This is a genomic window from Scandinavium sp. (assembly GCF_051650185.1).
Taxonomy (GTDB): Bacteria; Pseudomonadota; Gammaproteobacteria; order Enterobacterales; family Enterobacteriaceae; genus Scandinavium.
Genome location: NZ_JBOFIN010000125.1, coordinates 20,564 through 40,018, shown reverse-complemented (window position 1 = coordinate 40,018; position 19,455 = coordinate 20,564). Strand labels below are relative to the sequence as shown.

Sequence of the window (19,455 nt, the reverse complement as noted above, 5' to 3'; positions counted from 1 at the left end):
GATAAAAAAGGGCAGCCCGCAGGCTGCCCTTCTCAACAAAAATATCGACTTAGTTTCGACGCAACAATCTGAACACGACCAGCACGACAATCGCACCGACCACCGCGACCAGGAAGCTGTGCAAATTGAATCCTGAAACACTGCCCATACCAAACATGGTTGCCAGCCAGCCACCGACTACCGCACCCACAATCCCTAAAATACAGGTAAGGATGAAGCCGCCGCCGTCACGACCCGGCATAATCAGTTTCGCAATCACACCGGCAATCAGTCCAAACACAATCCAGGCAATGATACCCATTTTAACCATCCTCCAAATAAACAATAGCCATAGAAAAAACGTGTGTATTGTGCGCTCCGGTTCCCTTAAGTATAGGTAAACATTCCTAAAACGCGGGTGAACTCTTCAACTATTTATCGCGGAATTTTTTTATTCTGTTTGTATTAAGTTCTCAAACGCGCTGCCGATAGTTTACCAATGGTCTGTCATCCAGGAGCTATCAGGCGTGAGTCATTACAATGAGCAATTCCTTAAGCAAAGTCCGCTGGCAGTGTTGAACGTGTTGCGCGATCTCCATCGCGACCGTATTCCGTTGCGTGTGTCGTGGGGCACGAACCAGTTCATCAGCCGCATTCTCGATATCTCTTCGCAGGCGCTGATCATTGACTACGGCAGTCAGGAATATGAAAACCGGGCCGTCGTCCGTGCAGAAAACATCACCCTGTCCGCCGAGACTCAGGGAGCAAAAGTCGAATTCACAGTGCCAAAGGTCAACAGCGGCCAGTTTCTCGATCTACCGGCGTTCACCATGCCGGTGCCGCCTTCACTGTGGTTTGTTCAGCGCCGGGAATTTTTCCGTATTGCCGCCCCGCTTCACCCGGTTTATTACTGCAAAGCGAAGCTGCCGGATAAAAGCGAAATTCGTTTCCGACTGTGTGATTTATCACTCGGCGGCATGGGGGCGTTAATGGATGAAGCGCCGCCTGCGCTGCTGAAAGATGGTCTGATGATCCCGCAGCTGGAGCTGGATATGGGCGAGTGGGGAAAATTTCATTTTGATGCTCAGCTGATTTCGCTGAGCGAACGGAAGGTGGTGGACAGCAAAAATGAGACTATCAGCACGCCGCGCCTGAGTTTCCGCTTTCTTAACGTCAACCCCGCCATCGAGCGCACGCTCCAGCGCATTATTTTCTCCCTGGAGCGTGAAGCGCGAGAACGCGCCAATAAAGTCCGTTAATCGATCGCGTCCATGGCCTTTTGCACTTTCCAGATATAGCGAGGGGCCTGCGGCGACGGATGGTTCCTCACGATGTGCTCGAAGAACTCCTCTTTGTCCATACCGTTAATCTCGGAAATCGCTTTCTTACGATCGGAGGAGAAAGTTCTCAGCAATGCCCCAGCGCCGTTCACGTAAGACGTCACTAACGCATATTGCATTACTTCCGGATCTTTAATGCCCGCCAGCACGCCGTGTTCAAGAATGCTGAAGTAAGCCGATCCCATCGAAATATTACGCTCAGGGTTCTTTAAATCGCTGACAGAAGGATCCCCGCTCCAGCCCATGTAGCGATAAACTTCGCGCCCGGCCGTAGACGGTTTGAGCTGCATCAGACCAACCGCACCGGATTTACTGATGACATTCGGATTACCGCCAGATTCCACGGCGATAATGGCGGTGATGAATTTCGGATCAAGCCCCCAGGCCGCACCGGCTTTTTGGCTGATTGGCATCCATTGCATTGCCCGTTGAACAGGCACCGTGGGGTTGTAAGGAGGTTGGGTATAATCGTATTTCGGTTTTGAGCTACAGCCCGCAAGCAGAACAGCCAGAATGGCAAACCATCTTAATTTCACGCATCTATCCTTCTGATGGAAATGTGCCGCGCATAATGACAACGCGTTATTCAGGCGGCATGATAACCGTTTCATTCTCTGCAAGGAATTGCCATGAATCTGTTTCATCTGATCGCGCCATCGGGCTATTGCATTAACCAGAAGGCCGCGGCTCTCGGTATTCAGCGTCTTGAAGCGCAAGGTCATCAGGTGCTGAATCAGCAGGTTGTCACCCGTCGCCAGCAGCGATTTGCCGGCACAGAGGCCGAGCGAGCAGAGGATATCAACGCCCTGGCAGCCCTTGCCGGAAACAACACCATAGTGATGCCCGTGCGGGGCGGTTACGGGGTCAGTCGCTTACTCGATAAGATTGACTGGCCTGCGCTTGCCGCTCGCCAACAGCAAGATCCTTTGCTGATTTGCGGTCACAGCGATTTCACCGCCATTCAGATGGCTTTACTTTGCGAAGGCGTGGTCACTTTCAGCGGCCCAATGCTTGCCGGAAATTTCGGCGCAGAAACGCTTAACGAGTTCACCGTCGATCACTTCTGGCGCGCCCTGCGCAATCCTGAGTTCACTGTCGAATGGCAAGGAAACGGGCCAGACTGCGTAACTGAAGGCACCGTCTGGGGCGGAAACCTGGCGTTGTTGGTGTCGCTTATCGGTACGCCGTGGATGCCCACGATCGAAAACGGCATTCTGGTGGTCGAAGACATCAACGAACATCCGTTCCGCGTTGAACGCATGCTGTTGCAGCTTTTCCATGCCGGCATTCTTTCGCGCCAGAACGCCATTGTTCTGGGCAGCTTTAGCGGCGCGGAGCCGAATGATTATGACGACGGCTACGATATTCCCGTGATGGTCGACTATCTTCAATCGCGACTGGCTATCCCGGTGATCGGCGGGCTGGATTTTGGCCATGAGCAGCGCACCGTTACGCTGCCGTTGGGTGCAAAAGGCCGTTTAGTGCATAACAGTGTCACCACCACGCTCTCCCTGAGCGGACATCCGGTTATCGCAGAATAAAAAAACCATTCATACCTCTGATAAATCCATCGTTTCGCGTACGAATATGGTAACGTTTTAGCTCTTCAAATCGCGCGATAGCCGGGAGTACGTGAACGTTGGATGCTGGAGCAATAATCAGTCTGTTTATTTTGGGTTCGGTGCTGGTCACCCTTAGCATTTTATTGAGCTCATTCTCCTCCCGACTCGGCATCCCGATTCTGGTCATTTTCCTCGCCATAGGCATGCTCGCCGGTATTGACGGCATTGGCGGCATTCCGTTTGATAACTACCCTTTCGCCTACATGATAAGCAACCTCGCGCTGGCGGTTATCCTGCTGGATGGCGGGATGCGTACCCAGGCAAGTTCGTTTCGCGTAGCGCTTGGGCCCGCGCTGTCACTGGCGACCGTTGGCGTGCTGATCACCTCCGGGTTGACCGGCATGATGGCCGCCTGGCTGTTCAAGCTGAATTTGATTGAGGGGCTTCTGATTGGCGCAATTGTCGGGTCGACCGATGCCGCAGCGGTATTTTCACTGCTTGGCGGCAAAGGGCTGAACGAACGTGTCGGCTCCACGCTTGAAATTGAATCCGGCAGTAACGATCCGATGGCGGTATTTCTGACCATCACCCTGATTGAGATGATCCAGCAGCATCAGGCCGGGCTGAACTGGATGTTTGCCGTGCATATCATTCAGCAATTTGGTCTGGGTATCCTGATTGGCCTCGGCGGCGGCTACCTGCTGTTGCAGATGATCAACCGCATTTCGCTGCCTGCGGGGCTATACCCTCTGCTGGCGCTGAGCGGTGGGATCATGATTTTCGGCGTCACGACAACGCTCGATGGCAGCGGGATCCTGGCGGTCTATTTGTGCGGTTTTCTGCTGGGCAACCGCCCTATTCGTAACCGTTACGCGATTTTGCAAAACTTCGATGGCCTGGCGTGGCTGGCGCAGATCGGCATGTTCCTTGTGCTCGGCCTGCTGGTCACGCCTTCTGACCTGTTGCCGATTGCCATTCCGGCGCTGTTGCTTTCGGCAGGGATGATCTTCTTCGCTCGTCCGCTTTCGGTGTTTATCGGCCTGCTGCCTTTCCGTGGCTTTAATCTGCGCGAGCGCGTGTTTATCAGTTGGGTTGGATTACGTGGCGCTGTGCCCATCATCCTCGCCGTTTTCCCGATGATGGCCGGGCTTGAGAACGCGCGCCTGTTCTTTAACGTCGCCTTCTTCGTGGTGCTGATTTCCCTGCTGCTACAGGGCACGTCGCTGTCGTGGGCGGCGAAAAAAGCCAAAGTTGTCGTTCCGCCCGTGGGCTGGCCGGTTTCGCGCGTGGGGCTGGACATTCACCCGGAAAACCCGTGGGAACAGTTCGTATACCAGCTGAGCGCCGACAAATGGTGCGTGGGCGCTGCCCTGCGCGACCTGCACATGCCGCGAGATACTCGCATCGCCGCGCTATTCCGCGATAACGTTCTGCTGCATCCAACGGGCAGCACGCGGTTACAGGAAGGCGATGTGCTGTGCGTTATCGGTCGTGAGCGCGATTTACCTCTGCTCGGCAAGCTGTTCAGCCAGTCGCCGCCAGTGGCGCTGGACCAGCGCTTCTTCGGTGACTTTATTCTGGAAGCCAGTGCCAAATTTGCTGACGTGGCGCTGATATATGGTCTTGATGGCGGGGAAGAATTCCGTGATAACCAACAGTCGCTGGGCGACATCGTGCAACACATGCTCGGGGCCGCCCCGGTTGTCGGCGACCAGGTTGAGTTTGCTGGCATGGTGTGGACAGTGGCAGAGAAAGAAGACAATGAAGTGCTGAAGGTCGGCGTTCGCGTCGCGGAAGAGGAAGCTGTTTAGCTCTTGTGAGTTGCCGGGGGCGGCTTCGCCTTACCCGGCCTACCTCGTATGCAGGCCCGTGCAAGCGCCAGCGCCGCCGGGCAATTTTTCTGGCTACCCTGCAATAACAGGCACTCTCGGTGCCAAAGCGCACATCAGCTCATACCCTACCGTGCCGCAGCAGTTTGCCACATCATCGATTTTAATCTCTTTCCCCCACAGCTCCACCGGCGTGCCGATGCCTGCTTGCGGACAGGGTGTTAAATCCACCGCCAGCATATCCATTGAGACGCGTCCTACGGTTCCTGTGCGGATGCCGTCCACCAGCACCGGCGTGCCGTCTGGTGCAATACGCGGATAACCATCAGCATACCCGCAGGCGACAATCCCGATGCGCTGCTCCTGCGTTGCGGTGTAGCAGCGACCATAGCCGACGGTGTCCCCCGGTTTCAGATTTTGCACGCCGATAATTTCACTGCTGAGCGTCATCACCGGTTTCAGTCCGCTGTTGGCGATATCCTGCCATTTTCCGGACGGAGATGCGCCGTAGAGCACAATCCCCGGACGAACCCAGTCGAAATGCGCTTCAGGATGCCAGAGCGTGGCGGCGGAGTTCGACAGCGAGCGTGAGCAGTTGAGCCCCTCCGCCGCCTGCTCAATCTGCGCCATTGCCTCAACAATACCGTCCGGATTTTCCGCGTCGGCAAAATGCGACATCAGCGTCATGTCGCTGACGTTACTCATCCCACGCAGCTGTTGCCAGACGGTATGAATTTTGTCCGGCGTGAACCCCAGGCGGTTCATGCCGCTGTTCACCTTCACGTAGACATCCAGCGGTGCCTGCAGGCGTGCATTTTGCAGCGCTTTGAGCTGCCAGTTGCTGTGTACTGTCGTGGTCAGCCGGTACTGGTCATAGAGCGGTAAATCTTCGGCGTGGAAAAAGCCTTCCAGCATCAGGATCGGGCCTTTCCAGCCGCGCTCACGCAGCAGGATGGCCTCTTCCAGATTGAGCAACGCGAAGCCATCGGTATCGTTCAATGCTCCCCAGATACGTTCCAGACCGTGACCGTAGGCATTGGCCTTCACCACTGACCAGACGCGAGAATCCGGTGCCGCGCGGCGAACAACGGAGAGGTTCTGCCGTAGCGCCTGTAAATCAAGGCTGGCGAGAACAGGACGAGACATAACTGCTCCTTAGTTGTGTGCGCCGTGCAAATGCTGTGGGCGCGACGGCGTAAAGCCAGATTGATAGCGGGCGGCGCTCAAATCATCGTAAGGAATGGCAGGCGTGCGGCCTGAGATCAGGTCACTCAACAGCTTTCCGGAGCCACAAGCCATGGTCCAGCCGAGCGTGCCATGCCCGGTGTTCGTCCAGAGATTCTTAAATGGCGTGCGGCCCACAACCGGCGTGCCATCTGGTGTCATCGGGCGCAAACCTGTCCAGAACGTGGCCTGCTCAACGTGACCACCGCGCGGGAACAGATCGCGCACCACCATCTCCAGCGTTTCTCGACGTGGCTGTAACAGCTCGGTGTTAAAGCCGACAATTTCTGCCATCCCGCCCACGCGGATACGATTATCGAAACGCGTGATCGCAATCTTGTAAGTTTCATCAAGGATAGTTGAAACCGGCGCGCCATTGTCTTCTTTCACCGGAATGGTCAGCGAGTACCCTTTCAGCGGGTAGACAGGAATATCGAGAATACCTTTGAGCATCGCGGTGGAATAAGAGCCGAACGCCATCACATAAGCATCCGCTTTGATAATTTCATCGCCGCATTTCACGCCGTAGATCTGGTCGCCCTCAGACAGTAGACGATCCACTGGCGTAGTAAAGCGAAACGTCACCCCTGCTTCTTCCGCCATTTTCGCCAGGCGCTGCGTGAACAGCTGACAGTCGCCGGTTTCATCGTTTGGCAGACGCAGGCCGCCCGTGAGCTTGTGCGCAACCTCTGCCAGCGCGGGTTCAACTTCCGCCAGGCGGCTGGCTTCAAGCAGCTGATAAGGGACGCCAGCATCCTGTAATACGGCGATGTCGCGAGTGGCGTTCTCATACTGTTGTTCCGTACGGAACAGCTGCAGGGTGCCGCCCTGACGACCTTCGTATTCGATGCCCGTGGTATCACGCAGGGCTTTCAGGCAGTCGCGGCTGTATTCCGCCAGGCGGACCATGCGACCTTTGTTTTCCATGTAGTGGCGGGTGTCGCAGTTGCGAAGCATCTGCCACATCCATTTTAACTGGAACTGGGTGCCGTCCAGGCTGATTGCCAGCGGTGCGTGGCGCTGGAACATCCATTTGATGGCTTTCAGTGGCACACCCGGTGCAGCCCAGGGTGCGGCATAGCCCGGTGAGATCTGCCCGGCATTCGCCGCACTGGTTTCCAGCGCTGGGCCCGGTTCCCTGTCGATCACCGTGACTTCATGCCCGGCCTGGCGCAAATACCAGGCGCTGGCCACGCCCACAACCCCACTTCCCAGGATGACGATTCGCATAGCGACTCCAGATTCGTAAAAGAACAATCTTCTGATTACAAATTGATAACCCAGTTGAAAATATTATTCAACATACGCTTTATTTATGGTGACTTACCTCACAACCGGCCGCGCGATAAAGGTATGCAAGGATTTGCGATCTTTTGCTCCCGCCCGGAATTCGTCAGCACAAAATCCTGCAAATAAGCCAATACATCGCCGTTGACGCAGGGAAATCGCGAAGAAAATATTTTGCCGATCGCGCATTACGTTTTGAGTGTTCTATTCTTGATATGAGGCTCTCCAGACAGAGAGGGCCATCAACAACGAGGGCGCGCTAATGGCTACGATTGACTCCATGAATAAGGACACCACACGTCTGAGCGATGGACCCGACTGGACCTTCGAGCTGCTGGATACCTATCTGGCGGAAATCGATCGGGTGGCGAAACTGTACCGTCTTGACACCTATCCTCACCAAATCGAAGTCATTACCTCCGAACAGATGATGGATGCCTACTCCAGCGTCGGGATGCCCATCAACTATACCCACTGGTCGTTCGGCAAGAAGTTCATCGAAACCGAGCGGCTGTATAAGCATGGGCAGCAGGGGCTGGCCTATGAAATCGTCATTAACTCCAACCCGTGTATCGCCTATTTGATGGAAGAGAACACCATGACCATGCAGGCACTGGTGATGGCGCACGCCTGCTACGGGCATAACTCTTTCTTCAAGAATAACTACCTGTTCCGCAGCTGGACTGACGCCAGCTCGATTGTCGATTACCTGATTTTCGCCCGCAAATACATTACCGAGTGCGAAGAGCGCTATGGCGTGGATGAGGTCGAGAAGCTGCTCGACTCCTGTCATGCGCTGATGAACTACGGCGTTGACCGCTATAAACGTCCGCAGAAAATCTCCTTGCAGGAGGAGAAAGCCCGGCAGAAAAGCCGGGAAGAGTATCTGCAAAGCCAGGTGAATACCCTGTGGCGTACGCTGCCGAAGAAAGAGGAAGAGAAAATTGTCGCCGAAGCGCGGCGTTATCCTTCCGAACCGCAGGAAAACATTCTCTATTTTATGGAGAAAAACGCGCCGCTGCTGGAGTCCTGGCAGCGTGAGATCCTGCGTATCGTGCGCAAGGTAAGCCAGTATTTCTATCCGCAGAAGCAGACTCAGGTGATGAACGAAGGCTGGGCGACGTTCTGGCACTACACCATTCTGAATCACCTGTATGACGAAGGGAAAGTGACCGAGCGCTTTATGCTGGAGTTCCTGCACAGCCATACTAACGTGGTGTTCCAGCCTCCGTACAACAGCCCCTGGTATAGCGGTATTAACCCTTACGCGCTGGGCTTTGCGATGTTCCAGGACATCAAGCGAATTTGTCAGTCGCCTACCGAAGAAGATAAGTACTGGTTCCCGGATATTGCGGGCTCCGACTGGCTCGAAACGCTGCATTTCGCGATGCGGGATTTCAAAGATGAAAGCTTTATCAGCCAGTTCCTGTCACCAAAAGTGATGCGAGATTTCCGCCTGTTCACCGTGCTTGATGACGATCACAACAACTACCTCGAAATTTCGGCGATCCACAACGAGGAAGGCTACCGTGAAATTCGTAATCGCCTCTCCTCCCAGTACAACCTGAGTAACCTGGAGCCGAATATTCAGGTCTGGAATGTGGATTTACGCGGAGATCGTTCGCTGACGTTGCGCTACGTGCCTCATAACCGCGCACCGCTGGATATGGGGCGTCGGGAAGTGTTGAAACATGTGCACCGTCTGTGGGGATTTGACGTGTTGCTTGAGCAGCAGAATGCCGATGGCAGCGTGGAATTGCTGGAACGTTGCCCGCCGAGGCAGAATTTGCTTTAGACATTAAAAAGCCGGGCGGCGCATGCGCTTGCCCGGCCTGCAAAATCAGAGCCATCAGCTTCCAGGCCCGGTAAGGCGAAGCCGCCACCGGGCATTTTCGTATGATTAACGCCCGTGAAGAGCCAAATCGCCCGGCATCGTCTTCTGCATTTTGTGCCAGATAAGCCCGGACTCATGACCATAGCGACGCACGGTTTCATAGACCTGATCGTGCAGACCTTGCTCGCACACTTTTGCCAGCTGATGGTAGAAGCCCAGCGCCAGGCTGCGTGCTTCAGGGCTGGCAAAATAGTGACGACCGATGCGGGTATACAGGCCTTTCATGCCGTTCAGGATCAGACCGTAAATCGGGTTACCGGAAGCAAACGCCAGGCCGCGGAAAATGCTGTAATCGAGTTCAGCGAACGCATCGGCATGATCTTCCACTTCACGCGCCGTCGCCAGCACGGCCAGAGCATCTTCAGGATGCTGGCGGAAAGCGGTACGAATAAAGATGGTCGCGATGTTGGTGCGCACAGAGAGCAAGTTATCAATCAGCTGTGGGACGCGATCGTGATCCAGACGAGCCAACGTTTCGAGAATGTTTAAGCCTGACGTTTCCCAGAAATTATTGACCTTCGTCGGTTTGCCATGCTGAATGGTCAACCAGCCGTCACGGGCCAGTCGTTGCAACACTTCGCGTAACGTTGTGCGTGTTACGCCGATCAGTTCAGAAAGTTCACGCTCTGCTGGCAGGATGGTTCCAGGGGGGAAGCGGTTATTCCAGATACTTTCAATGATGTACTCTTCCGCGAAACCCGCCGGGCTCTGCGCCTTAATGACCATAGTGAGATTTCCATTACACAGCGTTGCAAATATGGCACTCATCATACCAGAGCCGGGAGGGGGCAGATAGCACAGTGCTGCAATTAAACGGGATCGCCGTTTCATTTTCTCAAAATTGTAACACCCGCTTCGCTTGATCCCCGCGCGCTCAGGCACGATACTTCCTCCTCTCTTTCAGGAAACTGAATTCTTTTGACGGGATCGGAACTCTGTCGTGGAAATATCAACCTCTCGTGCGCTGTGGCGCAATTTTCTGGGTCAGTCACCTGACTGGTACAAGCTAACGCTTCTCATCTTCCTGGTCATCAACCCGATTGTCTTCTTTATCGAGCCGTTTGTAGCCGGGTGGCTACTGGTGGCAGAGTTTATCTTTACGCTCGCGATGGCCCTGAAATGCTATCCCCTACTGCCTGGCGGCCTGCTGGCGATTGAAGGCGTAGCGATTGGCATGACCACCGCCGAACACGTGCGCGAAGAAATTGCCGGGAATCTCGAAGTCCTCCTGCTGCTGGTGTTTATGGTCGCGGGCATCTATTTCATGAAGCAGCTTCTGCTGTTCATCTTCACGCGCCTGCTGTTATCCATTCGCAGCAAACAGGTGCTTTCGCTCGCTTTTTGTCTCGCCGCCGCGTTTTTGTCCGCTTTCCTTGATGCTTTGACCGTTGTGGCGGTGATTATCAGCGTCGCCGTGGGCTTCTATGGCATTTATCATCGTGTCGCCTCCTCTCGGCCTAACGACAATGACATGCTCGATGACAGCCATATTGAGATCCACAATCGCGAGGTTCTGGAGCAATTCCGGGGTTTCTTGCGCAGTCTGATGATGCACGCGGGTGTCGGTACCGCACTTGGCGGCGTGATGACCATGGTGGGCGAACCTCAGAATCTGATCATTGCCAAAACGGCGGGCTGGCATTTTGGTGAGTTCTTCCTGCGTATGCTGCCTGTTTCCCTGCCCGTCTTCGTCTGTGGCTTGCTCACCTGCCTGCTGGTCGAGAAATTCAGGTGGTTTGGCTATGGCGAGCAGTTGCCGGAGAGCGTCCGTGAGGTTCTGAAAGATTATGATACCCGCAGCCGTGAACAGCGTACGCGCCAGGAAACACTGAAGCTGGTTGTTCAGGGCATTATCGGCGTCTGGTTGGTGGTGGCGCTTGCGCTGCATCTTGCAGAAGTCGGCTTAATTGGCCTGACGGTGATCATTTTGGCGACGTCTCTGACCGGAGTGACGGATGAACATGCTATTGGTAAGGCCTTCACCGAAGCGTTGCCTTTTACCGCTCTGCTGACGGTGTTTTTCGCAGTGGTCGCGGTCATTATCGATCAGCGCCTGTTTGCCCCGATTATCGAGTTTGTGCTGCAAGCCTCCCCGCACGCTCAGCTGTCGCTGTTCTATTTGTTCAACGGGTTACTCTCATCCATTTCCGATAACGTGTTTGTGGGGACGGTTTACATCAATGAAGCCAAAACCGCGCTCGAACAGGGTGCAATTACCCTGCCGCAGTTCGAGATGTTGGCCGTTGCCATTAATACCGGAACCAACCTGCCTTCGGTTGCGACGCCGAACGGTCAGGCCGCATTCCTGTTCCTGCTCACGTCAGCGCTGGCGCCACTCATTCGCCTTTCCTACGGCAGAATGGTGTGGATGGCATTGCCTTATACCCTCGTTCTGACGCTGGTCGGGTTACTGTGTGTGGAGCTGACACTCATCCCTTACACCGAATGGCTGACGGCTAAAGGCTTAATCAGCAGCACCCCGCTACCGCTACATTAAGCCTGTTCTGATTGACGCCCAGGCATTTTCCCGGGCGTTTCACACCCTTTTACGCAATAATTTCGGTCGGCATAGTGGCGCGGTAAATGTTTTCGTTTACACTGCGGTGTCTTAGCACGTTCCAGGGAAATGATTATGTTGCGATTTTTAAACCAGTGCTCACGCGGTCGCGGAGCATGGTTGTTATTAGCGTTGACCGCTTTTGCGCTGGAGATGGTGGCGCTGTGGTTCCAGCACGTGATGCTGCTGAAACCTTGTGTTCTTTGCATCTACGAGCGTTGCGCGCTGTTCGGTGTGATGGGTGCAGGTATTGTGGGTGCCATTACGCCAAAATCGCCGTTACGTTTAGCCGCCATTGCAATCTGGATTTACAGCGCAATTCGCGGGCTCCAGCTGGCATGGGAACACACCATGATTCAGCTTCACCCTTCTCCGTTCCAGACCTGCGACTTTGCTGCCCGCTTCCCGACATGGCTGCCTTTGGATAAATGGCTGCCTCAGGTATTCGTGGCCAGCGGTGACTGCTCCGTACGCCAGTGGGAATTTCTGAGTCTTGAAATGCCGCAATGGCTGGTTGGTATCTTTGCAGCATTCCTGATTGTTGCGTTGCTGGTGCTGATTGCTCAGCCTTTCAAGCCAAAGAAACGTGACCTGTTCGGACGCTAAATAAAAGCCAGTCTGTCCCATCGAAACGCGCCTCCGGGCGCGTTTTTTTATGCCTTCATCAAACCAATACTGCCACAAAGTGTGGGTAAATCATGGAGATAATGAAACCAGATATGACAAAACGGGTTGTTAAGTTATCAATAATGAATATCATAACGATAATTATTATCAATATTTAAACACACCTTGTCATACCTTTGGGGATCCATAACGATGAAGCGCTCCTGCCTTTGGGTGTTAAACCCTTGCCTGCTTGCCATGCTTTCCGCCTCAGCCATGGCGGAAGATAACAAAGACGATACGCTGGTCGTCTCTGCCAGCCGTGCCAACCACACCGTCGCCGAGATGGCACAAACCACCTGGGTTATTGAACAGGCTGAAATTGAACAGCAGGTTCAGGGCGGTAAAGAGCTGAAAGATGTGCTGGCTCAGTTAATCCCGGGCATGGACGTCAGCAGCCAGGGGCGCACCAACTACGGCATGAACCTGCGCGGACGCTCAATGATGGTGATGGTTGACGGCGTGCGCCTGAACTCCTCACGCAGCGACAGCCGCCAGCTTGATTCTATCGATCCGTTTAACATCGCACACATTGAAGTCATTTCCGGAGCCACTTCGCTGTACGGTGGCGGCAGCACCGGCGGGCTTATCAACATCGTGACGAAAAAGGGCCAGCCCGACAGAGAAGTGGAATTCCAGACTGGCGCTAAGAGCGGTTTCAACAGCCATAACGATCATGACGAGAACGTGGCTGCGGCCATCAGCGGTGGCAACGACAATGCCTCCGGTCGCTTGTCAGTCGCATACCAGCGTTACGGTGGCTGGTACGACGGCAACGGCGATGAAGTCATCATCGACAATACCCAAACCGGCTTGCAGTATTCCGACCGCCTGGATGTGATGGGCACCGGTACGATCAATATTGATGACCACCAGCAACTTCAGCTCACGACGCAATATTTCAAAAGTCAGTCAGACGGCAAACACGGCCTGTTCCTGGGCGACAACTTTTCAGCAGTGACCGGTGATGCTCAGGCCTACAACAAAGACAACCTCGATTCTGACCGTCTGCCGGGAACCGAACGCCATCTGATCAACCTTCAGTACTCCAATACCGACGTGTGGGGTCAGGAACTGGTGGCGCAGATTTATTACCGCGACGAAAGCCTGACTTATTACCCCTTCCCTACCCTGAGCAAAGGGAAAGTCACCAGCATTGGCGCTTCGCAGCAGAAGACGGATTTTTACGGCGGCAAGCTCACGCTCAACAGCAAACCGGTTGATGATTTAATGCTGACGTGGGGTGTGGATGTCGATCATGAATCCTTCAACGCCAACCAGCAATTCTTCGATTTATCCACAGCGGCAGCCAGCGGCGGCATGACGCTGGACAATGCGTATAACGTCGGCCGTTATCCAGGTTACAGCATCACCAACCTGGGGCCATTCCTGCAGGCGAGCTATGACATTGATGCCATCACCCTTTCCGGCGGCGTGCGCTACCAGTACACCGAAAACAAAGTTGATGATTTTGTCGGCTACGCGCAGCAGCAGGCCATTGCCACGGGCAAAGCGACGTCGGCTGATGCTGTGCCTGGCGGGAAAACCGACTACAACAACTTCCTCTTTAACGCCGGTATCCTTGGGCATCTCACTGAGCGCCAGCAGCTTTGGTTTAACTTCTCACAAGGTTTCGAAATTCCTGATCTCGCCAAGTACTACGGTTCGGGCAACTACAGCCTGGTGAATGGCCATTATCAGTTGAACAACAGCGTCAACGTGAATGACTCCACCCTGGACGGGATTAAGGTCAATGCGTATGAGCTTGGCTGGCGTCTGACGGGTGACAACCTGCGCACGCAGATTGCGGCTTATTATTCGTTGTCGGATAAAACCATCAACATCAATAAAACGGATATGACCATCACCCTTGAGGACGACAAACGTCGTATCTACGGTGTCGAAGGTCAGGTCGATTATTTCTTTACTGAAAGCGACTGGAGCCTGGGGTCGAACTTCAACGCCATTAAGTCCGAAACCCGTGAAAACGGCAAATGGCAGAAGCTGACGGTTGACAGCGCCAGCCCGTCTAAACTCAGCGCGTGGGTGAACTGGGCACCGGGCGACTGGGGTTTACGTCTGCAAAGCACGCAAACCTTCGACGTCTCTGACGCCGACGGCAACAAAATCGATGGCTATAACACGGTGGATTTCCTCGGCAGCTACACCCTGCCCGTGGGCAAAGTCAGCTTTAGCGTGGAAAACCTGCTGGATGAAGACTACACCACGGTCTGGGGCCAACGCGCGCCGGGTCTTTACAGCCCAACGTATGGCGCTCCGGGCTTGTATACCTATAAAGGCCGTGGACGCACCTTTGGTCTGAACTACTCCGTGTTGTTCTGATTTCTGCGCCTGAAACAAAAATGCCACCGGCGGCTGCGGGTGGCATTTTCTGCGAGCGGGCGACTTAGCCCCGCCCGGGGTGATTCATGATGTGATCTTCCCAGTCCACCACATCCGATTCCTTCACCGCAATGTTGCGCACAGAAATACGTTCTCCGTGCATCGCCGCTTTTGAACCCGTCAGCAAAGGGTGCCAGGTTGGGAGAGGTTTTCCTTCCGCCAGCAGGCGATACGCGCAGGTTTGCGGCAGCCATTCAAACGTCGGCAGGTTATCGCGCGTCAGCTTGATGCAGTCCGGCTCATATTCAAAGCGACGCTCATAGTTCCGACACTGGCAGGTCTTGATGTTCAACTGGCGGCAGGCGACGTTGGTAAAATAGATTTCATCGCTCTCTTCATCCATCAGCTTGTGCAGGCAGCACTGGCCGCAGCCGTCACACAAAGATTCCCACTCTGCGTCGGTCATTTGTTCCAGCGTTTTGCTTTGCCAGAAAGGGATGTTGCTCATAGGAATGTCCGCCATTGAAAACCAGGGTGCACCTTATAACCAGTCTGGCATGCGGATGCAAGTTTTGCCGCCCCTGATGGGCGGCAAGGGAGCGTTACAGCACTCGGGTGGTTAACGAGTTGCCGTTAAATGTCACTTCAAGTTCATCGCCGCTGTTCAGCGGACCGACCCCTTCCGGTGTTCCGGTCAGGATCACATCGCCGCTTTTCAGGGTGAAGAAGCGGCTCATGTAGGCAATCAGCGGCACAATCTTGTGGATCATGTCGGCCGTGCTGCCCTGCTGGCGAACTTCGCCGTTAATTTTCAGCCCGAGCGGGGTGTTTTGCGGATCGCCTTTAAACTCACTCGCAGGAATAAAGCCCGAAATCGGGCAGGAGTAATCGAAGCCTTTCGCTTTCTCCCACGGCTGACCGGCTTTCTTCATTTTGCCCTGAATATCACGCAGGGTGAGATCCAGCGCGACACCGTAACCGGCGATGGCCTTCATCACGTGCTCTTCTGTCGCCTGGCGTAACGTCCCGCCTATCAGAATCGCCAGTTCGACTTCGTGATGCACAGAGCCCAGACCTTCCGGCAGCACTAACGGCTGACGGATATCACACAGCGCCGTTTCAGGCTTAATAAACAGCACCGGCTCTTCCGGCGTGGCGCTGCCCATTTCCTGAATATGCTTCGCGTAATTACTGCCCACACAAACCACTTTACTGACCGGGTAATCCAGTAGCGCGCCCTGCCAGTTATGATGTTGATACATGCCTGCTCCTGTCGTTGCGTTATTGTTTTCCGCTAGCCTGGAGATGAAGCTTAAGTAAATTTTCCGGCGGTGGCGGAAGTTGCAGATAATAACCCTGTTCTGTCAGGGCCGTTTTGACCTTTTCCAGATCGGCATTGACCAATTTTTTACGCCCGTCCAGGGGCAAAACCATGGCTAACTGCGGTTGACCAAATCCCGCCATCAATTCTTCCGGCACACGGGAAAAATCGTCTTTTTTTTCGACATATAAGTAGGTCTGGTCGCGTTTAGGACTTCTGTAGATCACACAAAACATTACTTTTACTCTGATTTAGACTGCGGTTACTTGCCTCTCTATATTTGTGACTATAACATGCCCTGTAGTCTTCGGAATATCGCCGCAGTGGTGCGGGCGATAAATTGAAAATTGAGTAAGGCCAGGATGTCAAATACGCCCATCGAACTTAAAGGCAGTAGCTTCACGTTATCCGTGGTTCATTTGCACGAGGCAAAACCCGAGGTTATTCGTCAGGCGTTAGAAGACAAAATCGCTCAGGCTCCCGCTTTTCTGCGCCACGCCCCTGTTGTGGTGAATATCAGCAGCCTTGTTGATGTCACGAAATGGCAACCGCTTCAGCAGGCCATTACCGCCACCGGTTTGCGGATCATGGGCGTCAGCGGGTGCAAAAATCCGGAATTAAAAGCAGAAATCGACCGCGCGGGCATTCCCTTACTGACTGAAGGGAAAGAAAAAATCCCCCGTGCAGCGCCGATTGAAGCCCCAGCGCCAGCACCAATTGTTACCCCTGTCACAAAAACGAGATTGATTGATACGCCGGTTCGTTCCGGTCAGCGCATTTATGCACCAAACTGTGATCTGATTGTGACAAGTCACGTCAGCGCAGGCGCAGAACTGATCGCCGACGGAAATATTCACATCTATGGCATGATGCGGGGACGCGCACTGGCCGGTGCCAGTGGCGACAAAGAAGCACAAATATTTTGTACCCACCTTGCGGCAGAACTGATGTCCATCGCAGGGGTTTACTGGCTGAGTGACAATATCCCGGCCGATTATTATGGCAAAGCGGTCCGTCTGCGTCTGGACGCCGCCGCTCTGACAATTGAACCGTTAAACTAATCCCTTTTTAACAAGGAATTTCTATGGCACGCATTATTGTTGTGACTTCGGGTAAAGGGGGCGTCGGCAAGACCACCTCCAGCGCGGCCATCGCTACTGGTTTGGCCCAGAAGGGAAAGAAAACTGTCGTTATCGATTTTGATATCGGTCTGCGTAACCTGGATCTCATCATGGGTTGCGAACGTCGCGTCGTGTATGACTTCGTTAACGTCATTCAGGGTGATGCGACGCTGAATCAGGCGCTGATTAAAGATAAGCGTACCGAAAATCTCTACATTCTCCCGGCTTCTCAGACTCGCGATAAAGACGCGCTGACCTACGAAGGCGTTGAAAAAGTGCTGGAAGAGCTGAAGAAGATGGAGTTTGACTTCATCGTCTGTGATTCCCCGGCCGGTATCGAAACCGGTGCGCTGATGGCGCTCTATTTCGCCGACGAAGCGGTGATCACCACCAACCCGGAAGTCTCTTCTGTGCGTGACTCCGACCGTATCCTCGGCATCCTGGCGTCCAAATCCCGTCGTGCAGAAAAAGGCGAAGATCCGATTAAAGAACATCTCCTGCTGACCCGTTACAACCCGGGACGCGTAAGCAAAGGCGACATGCTGAGCATGGAAGATGTGCTGGAAATTCTGCGCATTAAACTGGTTGGCGTGATCCCGGAAGATCAGTCAGTCCTTCGTGCCTCTAACCAGGGTGAGCCGGTTATTCTGGATACCGAAGCGGACGCAGGCAAAGCCTACGCCGACACGGTAGATCGTCTGCTGGGAGAAGAACGTCCTTTCCGCTTCATCGAAGAAGAGAAGAAAGGTTTCCTCAAACGCCTGTTCGGAGGATAAGTTATGGCATTACTCGACTTTTTTCTCTCACGAAAAAAGAACACCGCCAACATCGCGAAAGAACGTTTACAGATTATCGTCGCGGAACGCCGCCGCAGTGACGCCGAGCCGCATTATCTGCCGCAGCTCAGGAAAGACATTCTTGAGGTGATTTGCAAATACGTGCAGATTGACCCGGAAATGGTCACCGTGCAGCTAGAGCAGAAAGATGGCGATATCTCGATTCTCGAACTTAACGTTACGCTCCCCGAAGCGGAAGAGTCGAAATCCTGATATGAAAAAACCCCGGAAATCCGGGGTTTTTTATTGCGACTCCCCGGTGGCGCTACGCTTACCGGGGCTACAAAGTAGGCCGGGCAAACGCAGTGCCGCCCGGCATTTTTTACCCTGGATATTCAGCCAACAACGCATTCAGGCGATCGGCCATCAATTCGCCGCGCCAGCCTGACACCAGTTCTGGCAGCGAACTCTGCGGTTTCAGCTTCCAGTGCCAGTTCAGCAACTGATTAATCTGTCGACGCGAGGCCATCAGCTCAACGCTTACGCCCTTCTCGGTACTGACTTCCTGCATCAAAGCTTTAATCGCTTTAAACACTTTGCGGTAGCTCGGCATATCCATCAGGTTGAGCAGCGGTTCAGGCAGCGCCTCTTCCGGCAAAGCTTGTGCTTTTTCGACAAGGCTTAACAGCGTTTTGCCATGGAAACGAATTTCGCTGCCTGAGAGGCCCAGACTGTCGAGTTCGCCGAGCGACCCCGGCATGTAGCGCGCCACACTCCATAAATGTTCTTCGCGAACCACGAAATTCACGGCCAGATTACGCTCACGCGCTTTGCGTAAACGCCAGTCAGCCAACAGCTTGAGGCAGGCCAGCTGGCGCGTGCGCAGCTGAGAAGCATTGGTGATGTCACGCCACGCCTCAGCCGGGTCGACCACTTCCTGACGACGCTGCATCATCAGGCGGCACTCATCAAGCGCCGCAGGCAGCCAACCGCTGGTACCTGTTTCATCCATCAGTTTTTGAGCAATCGGCAATAAATACCAGACGTCTGCCGCCGCGTAATCGCACTGGCGCTCTGTCAGCGGACGCGCCAGCCAGTCGGTACGGGATTCGCTCTTGTCCAGCGCAATGCCGGTGTACTCTTCCACCATCGCGGCAAAGCCCCACGACATCGGACGGCCGCAGAAGGCAGCCAGAACCTGTGTGTCGATCAGCGGATCGGGCAATTCACCAAACTCATTCAGGAAGACCTCAAGGTCTTCGCTGCCCGCATGCAAATATTTGGTGACATTTTTATCCTGCATGAGCGCTTTAAAAGGACGCCAGTCGTGGATGGTCAGCGGATCAATCAACACCACCTGATTGCCATCAAACATCTGAATCAGGCCCAGTTGCGGATAATAGGTACGGGTGCGGACAAATTCGGTGTCCAGCGCAATAGCAGGGACGTCGCGCGCCGCTTCACAAGCGGCCTGCAGCGCAGCATCCTCGGTGATCATCTGATAATTCAATTTGCGTTCTCTAGGGTTTGCGCCCATAAAAAACGCCGGCTTAACC

18 protein-coding genes and 1 pseudogene are annotated in these 19,455 nt (G+C 54.2%); 10 read left to right on the top strand and 9 right to left on the bottom strand.

Features of this window, described 5'->3' with window-relative positions; all coding sequences use genetic code 11:
• Positions 1-49: 49 nt before the first annotated feature.
• Positions 50-301, bottom strand: coding sequence for a GlsB/YeaQ/YmgE family stress response membrane protein (locus ACRCWW_RS16450; RefSeq protein WP_438683354.1), 252 nt, complete (start codon positions 299-301; stop codon positions 50-52).
• A 205-nt stretch (positions 302-506) separates the two neighbouring features.
• Here ACRCWW_RS16450 and ycgR point away from each other — a divergent pair, with 205 nt between their 5' ends.
• A complete protein-coding gene (gene ycgR, locus ACRCWW_RS16445; protein WP_438683353.1) occupies positions 507-1,238 on the top strand; it encodes a flagellar brake protein YcgR in 732 nt (243 codons plus the stop codon).
• Here ycgR and emtA read toward each other — a convergent pair.
• Positions 1,235-1,855 carry a membrane-bound lytic murein transglycosylase EmtA gene (gene emtA / locus ACRCWW_RS16440; protein WP_404656782.1) on the bottom strand — a complete coding sequence of 207 codons (621 nt, stop codon included), beginning with the start codon at positions 1,853-1,855 and terminating at the stop codon, positions 1,235-1,237. The two genes, ycgR and emtA, sit on opposite strands and share 4 nt — an antisense overlap.
• A gap of 93 nt (positions 1,856-1,948) precedes the next feature.
• On the opposite strand from emtA, the gene ldcA reads away from it, so the two are divergent.
• Entirely contained in the window at positions 1,949-2,860 is a 912-nt protein-coding gene (gene ldcA, locus ACRCWW_RS16435) for a muramoyltetrapeptide carboxypeptidase (protein WP_438683352.1), read from the top strand.
• 98 nt (positions 2,861-2,958) lie between these two features.
• A pseudogene (locus tag ACRCWW_RS16430) lies at positions 2,959-4,626 on the top strand (potassium/proton antiporter); the annotation flags it as partial.
• A 159-nt stretch (positions 4,627-4,785) separates the two neighbouring features.
• On the opposite strand, the gene dadX reads toward ACRCWW_RS16430, so the two are convergent.
• Both dadX and ACRCWW_RS16420 read right to left on the bottom strand, forming a co-directional pair.
• On the bottom strand, positions 4,786-5,856 hold the full coding sequence (gene dadX / locus ACRCWW_RS16425) for a catabolic alanine racemase DadX (protein ID WP_438683351.1): 1,071 nt from the start codon (positions 5,854-5,856) through the stop codon (positions 4,786-4,788).
• A 9-nt stretch (positions 5,857-5,865) separates the two neighbouring features.
• Positions 5,866-7,164, bottom strand: coding sequence for a D-amino acid dehydrogenase (locus ACRCWW_RS16420; RefSeq protein WP_438683350.1), 1,299 nt, complete (start codon positions 7,162-7,164; stop codon positions 5,866-5,868).
• A gap of 319 nt (positions 7,165-7,483) precedes the next feature.
• Between ACRCWW_RS16420 and ACRCWW_RS16415 the strand changes: the two genes are divergently transcribed.
• Positions 7,484-9,016, top strand: coding sequence for a SpoVR family protein (locus tag ACRCWW_RS16415; RefSeq protein ID WP_438683349.1), 1,533 nt, complete (start codon positions 7,484-7,486; stop codon positions 9,014-9,016).
• Between the two features lie 105 nt (positions 9,017-9,121).
• On the opposite strand, the gene fadR is transcribed toward ACRCWW_RS16415, so the two are convergent.
• Positions 9,122-9,841, bottom strand: coding sequence for a fatty acid metabolism transcriptional regulator FadR (gene fadR / locus ACRCWW_RS16410; RefSeq protein ID WP_438683348.1), 720 nt, complete (start codon positions 9,839-9,841; stop codon positions 9,122-9,124).
• A gap of 214 nt (positions 9,842-10,055) precedes the next feature.
• Here fadR and nhaB point away from each other — a divergent pair, with 214 nt between their 5' ends.
• The 3 genes from nhaB (at position 10,056) to ACRCWW_RS16395 (ending at position 14,681) form a co-directional block, all read left to right on the top strand.
• Positions 10,056-11,612, top strand: coding sequence for a sodium/proton antiporter NhaB (gene nhaB, locus ACRCWW_RS16405; RefSeq protein WP_438683347.1), 1,557 nt, complete (start codon positions 10,056-10,058; stop codon positions 11,610-11,612).
• A 135-nt stretch (positions 11,613-11,747) separates the two neighbouring features.
• Positions 11,748-12,278 (top strand): disulfide bond formation protein DsbB, encoded by a 531-nt coding sequence (dsbB, locus tag ACRCWW_RS16400; RefSeq protein WP_438683346.1) that lies wholly within the window; start codon positions 11,748-11,750, stop codon positions 12,276-12,278.
• 213 nt (positions 12,279-12,491) lie between these two features.
• Positions 12,492-14,681: a TonB-dependent siderophore receptor gene (locus tag ACRCWW_RS16395; protein ID WP_438683345.1), complete on the top strand. Its 2,190-nt coding sequence runs from the start codon at positions 12,492-12,494 to the stop codon at positions 14,679-14,681.
• A 64-nt stretch (positions 14,682-14,745) separates the two neighbouring features.
• On the opposite strand, the gene ACRCWW_RS16390 is transcribed toward ACRCWW_RS16395, so the two are convergent.
• From ACRCWW_RS16390 to ACRCWW_RS16380, 3 genes are all read right to left on the bottom strand, one after another.
• Positions 14,746-15,189, bottom strand: a complete 444-nt coding sequence (locus tag ACRCWW_RS16390) for a YcgN family cysteine cluster protein (RefSeq protein ID WP_438683344.1) — start codon at positions 15,187-15,189, stop codon at positions 14,746-14,748.
• A gap of 94 nt (positions 15,190-15,283) precedes the next feature.
• Positions 15,284-15,943: a fumarylacetoacetate hydrolase family protein gene (locus ACRCWW_RS16385; RefSeq protein ID WP_438683343.1), complete on the bottom strand. Its 660-nt coding sequence runs from the start codon at positions 15,941-15,943 to the stop codon at positions 15,284-15,286.
• A 19-nt stretch (positions 15,944-15,962) separates the two neighbouring features.
• Positions 15,963-16,238 (bottom strand): YcgL domain-containing protein, encoded by a 276-nt coding sequence (locus ACRCWW_RS16380; protein ID WP_438683342.1) that lies wholly within the window; start codon positions 16,236-16,238, stop codon positions 15,963-15,965.
• Between the two features lie 126 nt (positions 16,239-16,364).
• On the opposite strand from ACRCWW_RS16380, the gene minC reads away from it, so the two are divergent.
• Genes minC through minE form a run of 3 tightly spaced genes read left to right on the top strand, consistent with a single transcriptional unit; the run spans position 16,365 to position 18,172 of the window.
• A complete protein-coding gene (gene minC, locus ACRCWW_RS16375; protein ID WP_438683341.1) occupies positions 16,365-17,063 on the top strand; it encodes a septum site-determining protein MinC in 699 nt (232 codons plus the stop codon).
• A 23-nt stretch (positions 17,064-17,086) separates the two neighbouring features.
• Complete coding sequence (gene minD, locus ACRCWW_RS16370) at positions 17,087-17,899, top strand: septum site-determining protein MinD (RefSeq protein WP_330983561.1); 813 nt, start codon at positions 17,087-17,089, stop codon at positions 17,897-17,899.
• Between the two features lie 3 nt (positions 17,900-17,902).
• The gene (gene minE / locus ACRCWW_RS16365) at positions 17,903-18,172 is read left to right on the top strand and encodes a cell division topological specificity factor MinE (protein WP_064544824.1); all 270 of its coding nucleotides are present in this window, start codon (positions 17,903-17,905) and stop codon (positions 18,170-18,172) included.
• Positions 18,173-18,281: 109 nt separating this feature from the next.
• Here the strand turns inward: minE and rnd are convergent, their stop codons facing one another.
• Positions 18,282-19,409: a ribonuclease D gene (gene rnd / locus ACRCWW_RS16360; protein WP_438683418.1), complete on the bottom strand. Its 1,128-nt coding sequence runs from the start codon at positions 19,407-19,409 to the stop codon at positions 18,282-18,284.
• Positions 19,410-19,455 lie beyond the last annotated feature (46 nt).